Annotated in this window: 13 protein-coding genes and 2 pseudogenes; 11 read left to right on the top strand and 4 right to left on the bottom strand. The window is 37.4% G+C overall.

All coding sequences use genetic code 11. From position 1 onward, the window contains the following. Positions 1–168: 168 nt before the first annotated feature. Entirely contained in the window at positions 169–384 is a 216-nt protein-coding gene (locus BTR1S_RS06605; RefSeq protein WP_029418899.1) for a hypothetical protein, read from the top strand. Between the two features lie 180 nt (positions 385–564). After that, complete coding sequence (locus BTR1S_RS06600) at positions 565–852, top strand: hypothetical protein (RefSeq protein WP_029418898.1); 288 nt, start codon at positions 565–567, stop codon at positions 850–852. A gap of 748 nt (positions 853–1,600) precedes the next feature. Here the strand turns inward: BTR1S_RS06600 and BTR1S_RS21750 are convergent. After that, the gene (locus BTR1S_RS21750; protein WP_081723729.1) at positions 1,601–1,906 is read right to left on the bottom strand and encodes an LCI fold-containing protein; all 306 of its coding nucleotides are present in this window, start codon (positions 1,904–1,906) and stop codon (positions 1,601–1,603) included. Positions 1,907–2,169: 263 nt separating this feature from the next. Here BTR1S_RS21750 and BTR1S_RS23150 point away from each other — a divergent pair, with 263 nt between their 5' ends. The 5 genes and pseudogenes from BTR1S_RS23150 to BTR1S_RS23135 all read left to right on the top strand — a co-directional run bounded on the left by BTR1S_RS23150 (position 2,170) and on the right by BTR1S_RS23135 (position 5,400). Beyond that, positions 2,170–2,397: a hypothetical protein gene (locus BTR1S_RS23150; protein WP_006640550.1), complete on the top strand. Its 228-nt coding sequence runs from the start codon at positions 2,170–2,172 to the stop codon at positions 2,395–2,397. 95 nt (positions 2,398–2,492) lie between these two features. Further along, positions 2,493–2,741, top strand: coding sequence for a hypothetical protein (locus BTR1S_RS23145; RefSeq protein WP_236835622.1), 249 nt, complete (start codon positions 2,493–2,495; stop codon positions 2,739–2,741). 176 nt (positions 2,742–2,917) lie between these two features. Beyond that, positions 2,918–3,238: a hypothetical protein gene (locus tag BTR1S_RS22440; protein WP_029418897.1), complete on the top strand. Its 321-nt coding sequence runs from the start codon at positions 2,918–2,920 to the stop codon at positions 3,236–3,238. A gap of 435 nt (positions 3,239–3,673) precedes the next feature. Beyond that, positions 3,674–4,468, top strand: a pseudogene (locus BTR1S_RS23140) (BppU family phage baseplate upper protein); the annotation flags it as partial. Continuing rightward, positions 4,469–5,400: pseudogene (locus BTR1S_RS23135) on the top strand (peptidoglycan recognition protein family protein). Between the two features lie 25 nt (positions 5,401–5,425). Here BTR1S_RS23135 and BTR1S_RS06575 read toward each other — a convergent pair. From BTR1S_RS06575 to BTR1S_RS06565, 3 genes are all read right to left on the bottom strand, one after another. Continuing rightward, the gene (locus BTR1S_RS06575; protein ID WP_029418896.1) at positions 5,426–5,785 is read right to left on the bottom strand and encodes a hypothetical protein; all 360 of its coding nucleotides are present in this window, start codon (positions 5,783–5,785) and stop codon (positions 5,426–5,428) included. Positions 5,786–5,822: 37 nt separating this feature from the next. Continuing rightward, complete coding sequence (locus BTR1S_RS22755) at positions 5,823–6,068, bottom strand: hypothetical protein (protein WP_029418895.1); 246 nt, start codon at positions 6,066–6,068, stop codon at positions 5,823–5,825. Positions 6,069–6,241: 173 nt separating this feature from the next. Next, positions 6,242–6,478 carry a hypothetical protein gene (locus tag BTR1S_RS06565; protein WP_029418894.1) on the bottom strand — a complete coding sequence of 79 codons (237 nt, stop codon included), beginning with the start codon at positions 6,476–6,478 and terminating at the stop codon, positions 6,242–6,244. Positions 6,479–7,006: 528 nt separating this feature from the next. On the opposite strand from BTR1S_RS06565, the gene ppsA reads away from it, so the two are divergent. From ppsA to BTR1S_RS23130, 4 genes are all read left to right on the top strand, one after another. Beyond that, positions 7,007–9,607: a phosphoenolpyruvate synthase gene (ppsA, locus tag BTR1S_RS06560; RefSeq protein WP_029418893.1), complete on the top strand. Its 2,601-nt coding sequence runs from the start codon at positions 7,007–7,009 to the stop codon at positions 9,605–9,607. Between the two features lie 726 nt (positions 9,608–10,333). Further along, positions 10,334–11,596 (top strand): MFS transporter, encoded by a 1,263-nt coding sequence (locus BTR1S_RS06555; protein WP_029418892.1) that lies wholly within the window; start codon positions 10,334–10,336, stop codon positions 11,594–11,596. A gap of 133 nt (positions 11,597–11,729) precedes the next feature. Continuing rightward, positions 11,730–12,836 (top strand): Rap family tetratricopeptide repeat protein, encoded by a 1,107-nt coding sequence (locus tag BTR1S_RS06550; protein WP_006636977.1) that lies wholly within the window; start codon positions 11,730–11,732, stop codon positions 12,834–12,836. Next, on the top strand, positions 12,833–12,961 hold the full coding sequence (locus tag BTR1S_RS23130; protein ID WP_255131167.1) for a hypothetical protein: 129 nt from the start codon (positions 12,833–12,835) through the stop codon (positions 12,959–12,961). Before BTR1S_RS06550 ends, BTR1S_RS23130 begins: the two co-directional genes overlap by 4 nt. The last annotated feature ends 796 nt before the right edge of the window (positions 12,962–13,757 follow it).

The following is a 13,757-nucleotide window of genomic DNA, read 5'->3' as shown; positions in this document are numbered from 1 at the left end:
CTATGCTGAAATGGCGTATAGAGTATGTCCAAAGTGCAGAAAGAAAATGTTTAAGGAGTTGGGAACGGAATATCCTAAAACTGTGAAGTGTCCTAATGGTTGTGTAACAACAAAAGAACTTGCTGTCTTTTATGCATAAACTAATCAAACTTAAAGGAGCGGCATAAAATGAAATTACATAACAACCCATTCCATGAAACAAGAGAACAAATCATTCTTGCTCTCTCCGAGTCATCAGACATAGTAAAAGAATGGGGAAGCCAGGAGCAAGTGCTTGACAAGCTTACAGAGGGATATTTTGAATATAAAAAGGAATACCGCGGCAACATTAACGAATATATTGCTTGGCGTGTAGAGCTTACCTTACTATCATTAAAATACTAATTAAAAGGGTGAATATGCGTGAATACAAAAAAAAATTCATCTATTCTTATTTTCGCTCTAAACAACTCCATTGAGCTGTGGGATCGTAATAATTGATGTCTAATATGTAGCCTTTCGTCTTGAAACGTTTTTATAATCTCATCATAATCCAACCGTAAACCTGCAATAGAATAGCCGCTGTTGGTAACTTGGGAAGCAACGTATCCTACCGCCAGAAGAGTAGCTGAAACAAAGACCTTGGATGAGATGTGGGAAACAATCAAAGAATTTGAACTAGAGAGGTGTCTGAAAACACTAGAGTGCGTCGTAGGAATGCCTCTTTTTGAATTTAAATTGCGTAATGATGAAGAGGTAAAGGTGTTTAAGGCATTATATCAAACAATAAAGGTGCAAGAGCCTGAAGGAGACTCACTCTTTTATGATTGTCCAGATGTCCTTTATACAATTCATGAACGGGAAATTAAATAAAATTGAAGTTTTAAAGGGAAGATGAGGGGGATTGCAGTGAAACACAAAATTTTAATAGAAGAGTTAAAATTGATGATCGAAAACAAAATCCCGTGAACAAACACTGCGAATGGAACTAGGTACTATCGGTTAAGCAGAGATCAATTGGAAGAAATCATTGAAGCATTAGAGGGAAATTAAAATGAAAAGGAGTCGCTATGTTAATTAAAAAGGAAATTGTTGTTTTTGATCCTGTTATTGCGAAGGTGGGGAACCCCATCAAAGTAGTTTGGTATAGATGTGGTTAAGGATTATGGGATAATTCTAAAAAACAAGGGAACGCTCCTTGTTTATGGATTGATGAATAGAGATGGTGAATCCAAAAGGATAGAACTTGAAGCGGGGATAGTTGCAAAGTCTCCTTCAATGGAAGTGAAGATAGGTAACTGGGATTTTTGATAAAAGGACTGTTTTAAAGGAAAGGGTGAAAACCGATAGTTGATTTCAAAAAGCTTAGTGATCCTAAATATATTAAGAAGATGAAATTTGAGAGAAAAGAACGTGAGCGGCAATTTGAAGAAAAGGAGGCTTTAAGAGAGAAAACTGTGTGTTTCACTGGTCATAGGCCGGACAAGCAGAGATTTTTGATTTTTATTTTGAGTCTCATGGTCAGAAAGTAGAAGAAGTTCAATACCTTAATTCATTCATAAAAGAACGCATAGATCGAAATATGTTATTTAAGAAATAGAAAAAGGGAGCTACTGCCCCCTTAATATTTTCGACCTTCATAATAACCAATATAACCGGACTTACCTTTAAAATACCAAGTAATGCCCGAAGAATCAGTATAGGCGTTAGTAAAGGTTCCAGTAGAGGAATACATACATTTATTCAATGGATAGCCAGGTGATGCATTGAATTCTGGCGGCAAAGGAGAGGGACAAGGGACATCATAAGTAACCTTTGGGTGTGCAATAAAATCAGTTGAGTCGGACGAAGCAAGAGCTGGAGCAGACGCAGATAAAAGCAATCCTAATGATAAGGTTGTTCCAGCAATAACTTTTTTTAGCTTCATTAATAATCACTCCGTTTCCAAATATTGTATTTCAATTTCATTATATAGGCTTGTACATTGGTGAAAAAGAGAATAAATACCAGTATTTAGATTATTTTAATTAAAATCGTCATTTTAAACAAATTAAAAGATAGTTTTCATCAAATGGAAGGAGGATTATATGGGATTAAATGTAACACATGGCGCCTTTATTGGAGCACACTCGGCGTTTAATAATCTTAGAAGGTTTTTATTAAGGTCAATTGGAGGTAGTTGGCCGCCTCATGACAATAAAAAATTTAAGGATGGCTATTGGTATTTTGGTAAAGGTTATTCCAAAAACGCATAAGGGGCTAACTGAGTTTTTCGGTCATTCAGATTGTGATGGTGAAATTAGTCCTGAAATGTGTAAAATTGTTGCGGATGAATTAGAAGCCATCTTGCCATATGTAGAAGAGTTGGCAAAAAAGAAATGTCTCATGGTCATATATTACGTGATTGTGGATACATAGAGTCTACAAAACAGTTTATTGATGGTTGCAGGCTAGCACATAAATTAAATGAACCATTAGAGTTTAGATAAAAGAAAATAGGATGTGAGTTAACATTGAAAAAAATTGAAGAAATCATTGAACAAGAGTCAGTATTCCTAAATGAATGGGAAGGGAAAAAGAAAAATGATGTTTTGTCAGACTTTGAAGAAATTGACACTGATTTAAATATTCTATTTGCATCATATGGTAGTGATCTTTGCGAAGATAAAGCTTGGGTGCTATTTGAAGACAAAGGAAAATTGTTCGAAGTTAATGGTTCCCACTGTTCATGTTACGGTTTGGAATATCAATGGGAACCGTAAGAGGTTACTCTCAATGATTTGGAGTACAGATTGACAAATGGGACGTTAGGAGAAGGAGAATCAGGGAATGATTTTAAGGAAGAGCTATGTGATTTTTTAGGTGTTCAATTTAAGTTAAACCAACAAGCAGAACAAGTTTAAATAAAAGCATGTTTTTAATTAAGGAGGAAGAATAAATGGAGTTAAAAGCAATTTTCGATACCCATAATGATAAAGAGTATGAAAGTGTTTTAAAGAATTTAAGGGAGAAATATGGCAGAGGAAAATTTAATACTTTACAAATAGACGATTTTTGTGAAAATTATCATATTGAAAATTGCTACGCAGCCAATGTTTATACAGGAAAACTTAAAAAAGATATGGACATTAGCGAATTAGAACTCTCCATGGTTTGTGACAATGGCTATAATTATCGCTGGGATAACAGCATTGATAAAGAAAATACCCGGGATTTCAATATATGCTGGAGCAATTGCAGGGGCAATGTTTGCTGGTAAGTATGCCATAAAAAAATATCCAATAATGGAAAGTACGGAATTTCTTATAATTGGATAATTGGCACCACTTTTGTTGTACCTTGGAGAAATGGTTAATAATTGAGGTGATAATGTCAAATGAATCGTATATTAGTCTCAATAGCTATTATTATATTCTTAATTGAATATATTGTAGCCCCACTCACAGATATAGATACCGGAAAATACGGCACGTTTATAGGCTTAATATTATTGAGTATTACGGTTCTAAGATTATCTGATAATGAAAAATCATAAATTTTTGAAAGGAGCAGACTTCGATCTGCTCTTTTTTTGTTTATTTTATTGGAATGAAAACGACAATTAAGCGACAAATTCACGAAAAAAAGGAGACAAAAAGGGGGACTATTTATGTTTGTTTTAAGATAAGATTTACTTATCAACAAATAACAGGAGACGCACCATTCGGGCAGCACAAAGCTGTCTTTTGCTTTTACAAAAGACGGCGTCCCGTTACCCCTTTCGGCGGTAGACGCCAAAATTGTCCTTCTGTATGCCGATGACTCATTTTATAAACGGAGCCTGACGCTGACCGACAAGGTAAACGGGAAAGCTGAATACGTCCTATCTGATGAAGAATTGAAACATTACAGCTGCGTAAGGACTGAAATCAAGCTTTATTACACGAATGGTCAGGCAATTGCCACAGTGTTTTTCACTTTCTCCAATGCAAAAACGCTTGAGGATCAGAACATTGTCCCGGTGGCGGAATATTACATCGATGATTTTGAATCGCTTCGGATTGAAATCAGCCAAACCGTTGAGGAGCTGAAAGCCAAGTTTGCTGACCTTGAGAACATTGAAACAAAGGACGGCGCCCAAGAAAAGGCGAATAGGGCGGAGGCAAATGCGAAGGATTACACGGCTACGCATGCTAAAAATAAAGATGTTCATATAACAGCTGACGAAAGGAAAACCTGGAATTCAAGAGAGACAACGGAAGGTGCCCAAAAGAAGGCGAACAAGGCATTTAGCGACGCAAAAAGTTATACAGACGACCATGCAAAAAACATGGATGTTCATATCTCAACTGATGAACTTAAAAAATGGAATGCTGCTCAACTCTTTAAGATAACAGCCGATTCAGGTACGCAAAAAATAAACCTTACATCCGGTACATTTTACGAAGCGCTAAAAGACGTTGGAACGGTAAGTTTTTATGGAACAAATGCTGTTACCGATTCCCTTTCAATGGCCACCTGTATTGCCGCAGAGCGTTACGCGTCAGCGCATTACTTTGTCGATCGCAAGGAAGTGCAGCTGATTATACCTGAAAATGAAGTCGCCTACCATGCACATGAGAATAACGGTTGCTATGTCAGTTTCTTAAAGCCGAATGCGAATAAGACGGCTATCGGTGTTGAAATGTGCGTCGAAAAAAACGGCAAGATTCACAGCGAAACCGTTCAAAATGCTGCCGAACTGGTTGCCGATCTGTGTAAGCGCTACGGCCTTTCTACAAACAAAATTGTCCGTCATTACGATGTAACAAATAAAAACTGTCCGGCGCCGTGGGTGAGTGATTCAAGCCAACTTACAGCTTTCCGGAAAAAAGTCGATAGCTTGCTTGGGAATAAAACAGTGTCGAACACGACGGCACCCACGAGCCAGTCGAGCAAATCTACAGGGACTATCCTTAAAAAAGGATCGTCAGGCTCAAAAGTAAAGGCGCTGCAAAAGCGTTTGATTTCCGCGGGCTTCTCGCTGCCGAAGTACGGGGCCGATGGCTCGTATGGCAATGAAACAGTGCAAGCTATCAAAGCCCTTCAAAAGAAATCCGGGATTACAGCAGATGGAATTTATGGACCGGCTACCGAAAAGGCGTTCGCGGTCATTGAAGCGAAAAAGAAAAATCATCATCAAGCAGCAAAAAATCATTCTACACGCTGCCGTCCGGCATCTATAAGGTAAAAAGCCCGTTGATGAAAGGGACGGCTGTCCGGTAGATTCAAGAAGCTTTAGCTGCCCTTTAGGACAAGGGTGCCAAAAATAACGGTATTGATGGTTATTACGGACCGAAGACGGCGAACGCGGTCAAACGGTTCCAGCTGATGCACGGACTGTCTGCCGACGGTATTTACGGACCGAAGACAAAGGCGAAATTGGAGGTATTATTGAAATAACAAAAAGAGGCCCTAAAAAGGGCCTTTAATCGTATTCAATAACAACAGTTTTATTTTTGGCGTTTTCGAGAAACTGTATAATTTCTTTAACTATATCGGGTAGTACATTTTTCATATCCTCAGATACATCAAGGGTATTTATATCAAAACTTTTCATTTGATCTATTGTCAAATCAAGATCCTGAATAACCCAAGGTGAGTCGTCATACCATCCTTCATGATTAAAATATTCTTTGATAATCCCTTCTTTTTCAATGTTCTTATCCAATAAAGAATCTAATATGGTCTCGAAATACCCATTCCAAATTATGAGTTTATTTTCTCCATCGCTTAAAATAAGCTCAGGTTCACCTTCAAAGCCATCATAAAACTTCGTATTTATCAACTTAATCAATCCTTCCAATGACCTTTTTCTAAGATTTTTAATTGTTCTTGAGTGGCAGTCCCGGCTTTTCTGGCTGAAATTGCACTGAACCATTTTTGCCCTTCAATCCACTCATTATCACCAATTTTATAGAAAGTTTGTGGCTTGTTTCCGCCGTTACCTGGAATGGTTCTTTGTACAACCCAAGTATTTCCTTGGTTTTTAGGCGCTCCAGGAGTTTTTGTGTGCCATCTGACTTCATATTTGTAAGTTCCATCATTCCATTTATAAGATATTTGTTCATACCCTGTTTTCGATTGGGCTTTGATTTTCGCGGTATCAGGAATTTTAATTTTTACATGGCCCGGGAGTTTCTAAAGGGGGGCCTTGTGTGAATGAATTAATGAAGGCTCTTTGAGGTGAATATAATTTTTATACGAATTTGGAAGAGGATCACGTCAATCATTTACAATGATGTTATTTATCTCCATGTTTTCTTGGTTCGAGGAATTTATCAGGATCGATAAAAGATCCATTTGTACCAATAAAATTACTTATAAAGATATACATGAAAAATCCAATAAAAGCACCTTCATGGCGTCCGAAAAATAGAATACTTATTGATACCGATAGAATCGCAATAAGTAATTCAATAATCAAAGATATTTTGCGATGTTGTTTAAAGTACTCTCTTAATCTTTTGATCCAAGTCACAATTAACACCTCTTAATGCTTCTGTATAAGCAAATAATACCATTAGAAATTGTGGTTGATCAAGTGTAGATGGGAAAGGAGCAGCTATAATGTCCTCTTTTTTCTTATTCTTTTTGTCTATAAGGTGATTTTCCTCGTTTTCTTTGCAATTTATCAAAAAACACCATTACTGAAAGGGAAGCATTACGTGTGAGATCTGAGCAATTCAACGATTCTGAGATTAATATTATACGCCAACCTCGGGAAGAGCAGAGCAAAATGAATATTCTAAGCTGCTCAGACAAGCAAAACAATCTAATCGATCTAACCGATTGAACCAGGTTTTTTGATGTGACGAATGGTAGCGGGAAAGTAAGAAAGAACCTGACATTTTCGCCAGGTTCTTTTTATATTGCCCAAAAACAGACACGATGATATAATCAGATTACGTCTGCTTTCGGGTGAAAAGTTATAGTTATCCATCTTATATTTTGAGTGTACCACGCCGGAAAGCTTTTGTCAATTTTTTTTTCGAAGGAGAGATATAGAATGGATTCTTTGGTTCTCGGTTTTCACGAAATGGAAAAAACAAAGCTTTCGCTCGTTGGGGGAAAAGGGTTAAATTTAGGGGAATTATCAAAAATTCAAGGAATACAAGTACCAGAAGGATTTTGTGTCACAACAGTTGGGTATCGGGAAGCCATCAAACAAAACGAAACGTTCCAAGCGTTGTTGGATCAACTGAACATGCTAAAAGTGGAGGATCGAGATCAAATTCGTGAAATCAGCAGGAAGATTCGACAAATCATTATGGAAGCAGAAATTCCTTCCGATGTTGTGAAAGCAGTTGCTCACTATCTCTCCCAGTTTGGCGATGAACATGCTTATGCCGTGCGTTCTAGTGCGACTGCTGAAGATTTACCACATGCCTCTTTTGCCGGTCAACAAGACACCTATTTAAATATCATTGGAAAAGAAGCAATCTTGCAGCATATCAGCAAATGCTGGGCTTCCCTATTTACCGACCGCGCGGTCATCTACCGTGTGCAAAATGGATTTGACCACAGTCAAGTTTATATATCCGTTATTGTTCAAAGGATGGTTTTCCCGCAGGCTTCAGGGATTTTATTTACCGCTGATCCGATTACTTCCAACCGAAAGCTGCTGTCAATCGATGCCGGTTTTGGACTTGGAGAAGCGCTGGTCTCTGGTTTGGTATCTGCCGATTGTTATAAAGTACAGGATGGGCAAATCGTCGATAAGAGGATAGCGGCCAAAAAATTGGCGATCTATGGACGAAAAGAAGGCGGAACGGAGACGAAGCAGATCGATCCTGATCAGCAAAAGACTCAAACACTGACTGATGAACAAATTTTACAACTGGCACGCATCGGAAGACAGATCGAAGCTTATTTCGGCCGGCCGCAAGATATCGAATGGTGTTTGGCCCGCGATACTTTTTATATTGTCCAGAGTCGTCCCATCACAACTTTATACCCCATCCCTGAAGCGAGCGATCAAGAAAATCACGTCTATATCTCTGTTGGTCATCAACAAATGATGACGGATCCCATAAAACCACTGGGATTGTCTTTTTTTCTGTTGACGACTTCTGCACCCATGCGTAAAGCTGGTGGAAGGTTATTTGTTGATGTCACACATAATCTGGCATCACCTGACAGCAGAGAATTTTTATTAAATGGCATGGGACAACACGATCCGCTCTTAAAAGACGCACTTATGACCATAATTGAGCGACGAGATTTCATTAAGTCGATACCAAATGATAAAACAGCACCAAATCCCAGCAGAGGCAATGCAGATATGCTGGCTCAAGTTGAAAACGATCCGACAATCGTTTCTGATTTGATTAAGAGTAGTCAAACATCGATAGAAAAATTAAAACAAAACATCCAAACGAAATCAGGATCGGATTTATTTAGCTTTATTCTGGAAGATATCCAGGAATTAAAGAAGATTTTATTTAACCCAAAAAGTTCGGTTGTGATTCGAGCTGCTATGAATGCTTCATCATGGATTAACGAAAAAATGAACGAGTGGTTAGGTGAAAAACATGCAGCAGATCCGCTTTCTCAATCTGTACCAAACAATATTACTTCGGAAATGGGTCTGGCGCTACTCAATGTCGCAGATGTAATTCGTCCTTATCCGGAAGTCATTGATTATTTACAACATGTAAAAGATGATAACTTTTTGGATGAGCTGGCTCAGTTTGATGGCGGACAGGAAACACAAGACGCTATCTATGCTTATCTTGACAAATACGGAATGCGCTGTGCCGGAGAAATCGATATAACCAGAACTCGTTGGAGTGAAAAACCCATTACACTTGTCCCGCTGATTCTGGGCAACATCAAAAACTTTGCTCCTAATGCCAGAAAACGAAAATTCGAGCAAGGACGGCAGGAAGCTTTGAAAAAAGAACAAGAGTTATTAGATCGATTGAAGGAATTACCGGATGGTGAACAAAAAGCCAAAGAAACCAAACGAATGATCGACATCATCCGGAATTTCAGCGGGTATAGGGAATATCCAAAATACGGCATGGTGAATCGCTACTTCGTTTATAAGCAGGCTTTACTGAAAGAAGCCGAACAACTCGTACAATTGGGTGTTATCCAAGAAAAAGAAGATATATACTATCTCACTTTTGAAGAACTTCACGAAGTCGTACGCACAAAAAAATTAGATGATCAGATTATCAGCAAACGAAAAGACGAGTACAAATTATATGAAAAACTAACTCCACCACGTGTAATCACGTCTGATGGCGAAATCATTGCAGGTGAGTACAAACGAGAAAATCTTCCGGACGGAGCAATTGTAGGTCTGCCTGTTTCTTCCGGAGTTATAGAGGGGCGAGCGCGTGTCATCTTAAAACTAGAAGATGCCGATCTGGAAGAAGGGGATATATTAGTCACCTCCTTTACTGATCCCAGCTGGACACCATTGTTTGTATCCATAAAAGGCCTGATTACCGAAGTCGGCGGCCTGATGACCCATGGAGCAGTTATCGCACGTGAATATGGCTTACCGGCAGTCGTCGGAGTGGAGAATGCTACCCGACTGATAAAAGATGGGCAACGAATTCGCATGCATGGAACAGAAGGTTATATCGAAATATTGTAATTGCTGTCTATTGCACAAAAGCCTTATTCAACAAACGAAAGACGGTGGTCAACCAACATCATGCGGTTGCTACAGCTGCATTTATCACTCATAAAAAGAACTCTCCGGATCCGGAGGGTTCTTATATTTTTATCAATGAGTTTTTCGAGTGGTGTCAGCTACGTGGTATTACCCCAAGTAAGGGCTTTTTTGTTTGGAACCTGTTAAATTGATGTATAACATATATTCGGTTAACGAGGTAATAGGGTATGAAACCTATTATTTGAGATGAACTTATCCACGAAAAAATCATTATTAATCTTTGTATTCATGCAATAGAACAAGGATGAAGAAAGCAGATTCAGATAAAAGCACAGAGCTTGTTGAATTTATGAGGAAAAGTTAAGAAAGTTTTTTCGATAATAAAACAACTTAATCATTATTTGAGAAAAGAAAAAGCAAAAATCCAAGAAGGATCATATGTGATGACATGTTTGTAGAGTATCCTTATTATATAAGAACTGAAGAAGGGGAGGCGAGGTAGCTCGTTAAAGTTGCATATGAAGAATAAATTGCAGGAGCTGTGAACATCATTTTCCATTACCGAGTACCGATTAAGAGTCCATTTAACATAAACTTTTCCTTAATTATTCCCTCCTGACATTGACCAGTTAACTAAAAATAGGATATGCTTATAAAATAACCACTGTAAAAAAGAGGGATTTTTGTAAGGGGGATTTATGAAAAATGGATAGTGGTAATACCGTATGGCAAAAAAACTTCACCTTTCTTTTTTGCTCTAAATTGGTGAAGATAACCGCAGATTGCTTTGCTGTTAATACGATTCTGTGGTTTTTGATTTATGAAGGGAAGGGCGCGATTGGTACAGCTCTGCTCTTGGCGGTGTCTTTTCTTCCACAAGCCCTGTTGGGGCCAATTATTACTCCTCTCATGAGAACATATTCATTAAAATTTTGGATGTTCTTTGCTGATTTAACAAGAGCGTCGATCATGCTAATGATTCCAATATTCTATTTCAGCGGTTTTTCGCCATTATGGTTTATCATTTTGCTTATGCTTGTTCATTCAGCCACAGGAGCATCCTATAATCCTGCATCTGTTTCATTAATTCCGAAAATTGTAAAACGAGATTTCATTCAAAAAGCAAATGCAATCATGCAATCGTCAGAACATGTCGTTAGGCTTGTTGCAGTTACCCTTTGTGGTGTGCTTATTGTCGCAATTGGGGCAGCGCAAGCTACGTTGATTACATTCCCACTTTATATGATTTCAGCAAGTTTAGTTCTCTTTATTAAATATAGCATGAAAGAAAACAATAAACAGAAAGTTGAAGAGTCAAAGCGAAAGGATACATATTTGAAAAAACTAAGAAGAGGTTTTACTCTTGTCCGAAATCACCATATTTTGTTTCCATTAGCTATTTATTGCGTTTTCTCTAATTTAGCCTCTGCACCTTGGGAAGCACTTTCGGCAGTCTATATAGCTGAGGAACTAAATGGTGATCCAATCATTCATTCTTTAATCAAAGTCACAACTGCTGGTGGAGCATTTTTATTAGGTTACGTTTTGGCAAAGGTTAAAGTAAATCGATATGGTCTGTTGTTTGTCACAGCCGGAATTGTAGAAGGTGTAGCTTTTTTTGTCACAGGAATGAACTCCCTTTTGCCTTTATTATTTCTAGCCGCCTTTGCATTAGGAGCCACAATTAGCGCAATTAATGTTCCTGAACACACCATTATTCAAATGTCTGTTAATGATGACGATCAGCCACAGGTTTATTCAATTATTAGTATGATTTCGTATGTCATGATTCCTTTAGGTGCATTAGTAGGGGGATATGCTGCAACTGTATTTGGTGCAGGAAAAGTAATTGCTTTCGGTGGATTAATTGAGATCCTTGCTGGAATTGGTATCCTGCTGTTTACTAAGCTTGGGAAAGCTCAGCGTACTGATCTAATCAAAGAAAAGGAAGAGAGTTTAAGGGTTTAAAAAAGAATTGTTATGAAAAACGACATCGTTTTACAAATTTAAACAAAAATATTTCGAATCATTCTGAATTTTGCGATAATACAGATGATTATAAAATTTGTTTCGTGAACCATAAAAGAAAGGATGAAAGGGATTGGCAAAAACAAAAATTGCATATCAAGAAGTAGCTAATAAGATTAATCAATGGTATACGATGATTAAGAAGCGTGAAATTGAAAATGCAGTGAAAATAAAAGAAGAAATTAACAACATGCTAGAAGACATGGAAGAAAATCAGAACTTGCTTCTTTATTATAATCTCTTAGATTCTCGTCATAAACTGTTGTTAGATATGTTCAAATCATCTGGCAGTATTCTCGAGAAGATTCAGAAAAGTCCCGAAATGCAGAAAACTGATGACATGTTGCAGTATTACTTCTTGTTTTTCTCTGGTCAATACATGTTTTCCAAAAAGAAATACATTGAAGCAATTAATTATTATAAATTAGCTGAGGATAAACTTGTGAAAATTGAGGATGAAATTGAAAAAGCAGAATTCTATTATCATTTAGCCATATCCTATTATCATATTGATCAATACTTTTTCTCGTTGGCGTATGCAGAAAAAGCCTTGGCTGTATTTCGCGAATATGACGACTATGCCCATCGTACAGTCAGCAGTGAAATGATTCTCGGAGCAAACAAGCTGGATTTATTCCGCTATGAAGCAGCATACAAACATTACGAACACGCATTAAACATTGCCAAAACAGTGGGTATCCCCAACTCAGTGGGAAAGGTTTATCATAATCTGGGAATTTTTTATATTAGAAGAAATATGCTTTCTGAAGCAGAAGACTGTTTTAAAAACGCTTTACTAATTGATGAATATGCTCATACTTATAATGGGTTAAAAGCTATTTACAATCTAACTCACGTTTTGTACAAATCTGGACATATTGAAGAAGCAAGGGAATGGTTAAAAAAAGGATTAAATCGTGCAGAAAAAGAAGGGGATAAGGAATATTTGGCGAAATTTACTCTTGTTAACACTTTGTACGATGAGTACAATGAAAGTGTATTAGCGGATTCCCTTGACACTTTAGAGCAGATGGGGTTATGGAACGATGTAGCAGAATTAACACTAGAAGTGGGATGCTACTTCAAAAAATCGGATGATATTACAAACACGGCTAAGTTTCTTGAAAAATGTATTCACGCAAGGGATCAAATTCTAAAAATGACGGAGGAATTAAAATGAAAAAGACAATTGCCATTGCTTCTACGGTCATCTTAGCTGGTCTGGTTGCTTTCGGAGTATCTACTGGAAAGATTGCAATCCAACAAGGTGAACATGTTCAAGTTGCTGAAAAGGCTGTCTTCTGATACACATTTTTCAAAAAAGCATGTGGAAGTAAAAACTGTAAGCGGATAATTAAAGTAATAAAATATAGACCGCCCTTTAATTTTTCCATAAACACAAGGGATGGTCTATTTCTTTTTAATGTATATAAACAATGCCAAGTTTAATGCAATTGATGACTCAACTATTTGTGAAAAAGGGTAGGAGAACTCAACAAGTTCATTCTGTTCATTTCGTTTATAAAGTTTTAAAATACGCTTGAACTCATTGAGCGAAATTTTTTTATTGTAATTAGTAAAAGAACCATCGGCATTGAAGTCTGAATCGTATTGTTTAAGAATTTCAACATCATTTCTAAATTTATTGGCTAGTTGTTTATTTCGCATTCAAAAAGGCTCAGTTGCCAAAAGTGATATTCCTAATATGGTGAGTATCACAGCAAAAACTCTCCATCCATAAAATGGAAGAAAGCTGTCAATACTCCATATAAAATAAAGCTTTATTATTCATCAAACCACCTCATCAAACAATATGCCTAATTATACCACAATTTTCTTTCTCAGGAATGTTTATCTTAAGCAGAAGGGAAAGGTGCAGTTTAAATCGTCATCCTTAAACGCAAGGCGGTATTTTTACCTGCAAACTGAATTTCTGTTTGCTGTACCCGCCGTCGGTAAAACCGACAGTGGACTTTTCAACTTATAATACCTGTCAAATTGACAGACATGATTTCTTCTGAAAATCGAGCAGCGGGGGGAACACTCCAAAAAAGATTAAACAAAACCATTACAATGATGATATAATCAATAGAAAGAGGTG

Origin of the sequence: Bacillus sonorensis NBRC 101234 = KCTC 13918 (assembly GCF_001592005.1) — a bacterium.
Lineage (GTDB): Bacteria > Bacillota > Bacilli > Bacillales > Bacillaceae > Bacillus > Bacillus sonorensis.
This window is presented reverse-complemented; position numbering and strand designations above follow the sequence as displayed.

Coding starts and splice junctions, on each gene's coding strand:
- BTR1S_RS23130 (WP_255131167.1), top strand. CDS start 12,833: ATGAAAAAGACAATTGCCATTGCTTCTACGGTCATCTTAGCTGGTCTG.
- BTR1S_RS22440 (WP_029418897.1), top strand. CDS start 2,918: ATGGAGTTAAAAGCAATTTTCGATACCCATAATGATAAAGAGTATGAA.
- BTR1S_RS06555 (WP_029418892.1), top strand. CDS start 10,334: ATGGATAGTGGTAATACCGTATGGCAAAAAAACTTCACCTTTCTTTTT.
- BTR1S_RS06605 (WP_029418899.1), top strand. CDS start 169: ATGAAATTACATAACAACCCATTCCATGAAACAAGAGAACAAATCATT.
- BTR1S_RS23150 (WP_006640550.1), top strand. CDS start 2,170: ATGACAATAAAAAATTTAAGGATGGCTATTGGTATTTTGGTAAAGGTT.
- BTR1S_RS22755 (WP_029418895.1), bottom strand. CDS start 6,068: ATGAACAAATATCTTATAAATGGAATGATGGAACTTACAAATATGAAG.
- BTR1S_RS21750 (WP_081723729.1), bottom strand. CDS start 1,906: ATGAAGCTAAAAAAAGTTATTGCTGGAACAACCTTATCATTAGGATTG.
- ppsA (WP_029418893.1), top strand. CDS start 7,007: ATGGATTCTTTGGTTCTCGGTTTTCACGAAATGGAAAAAACAAAGCTT.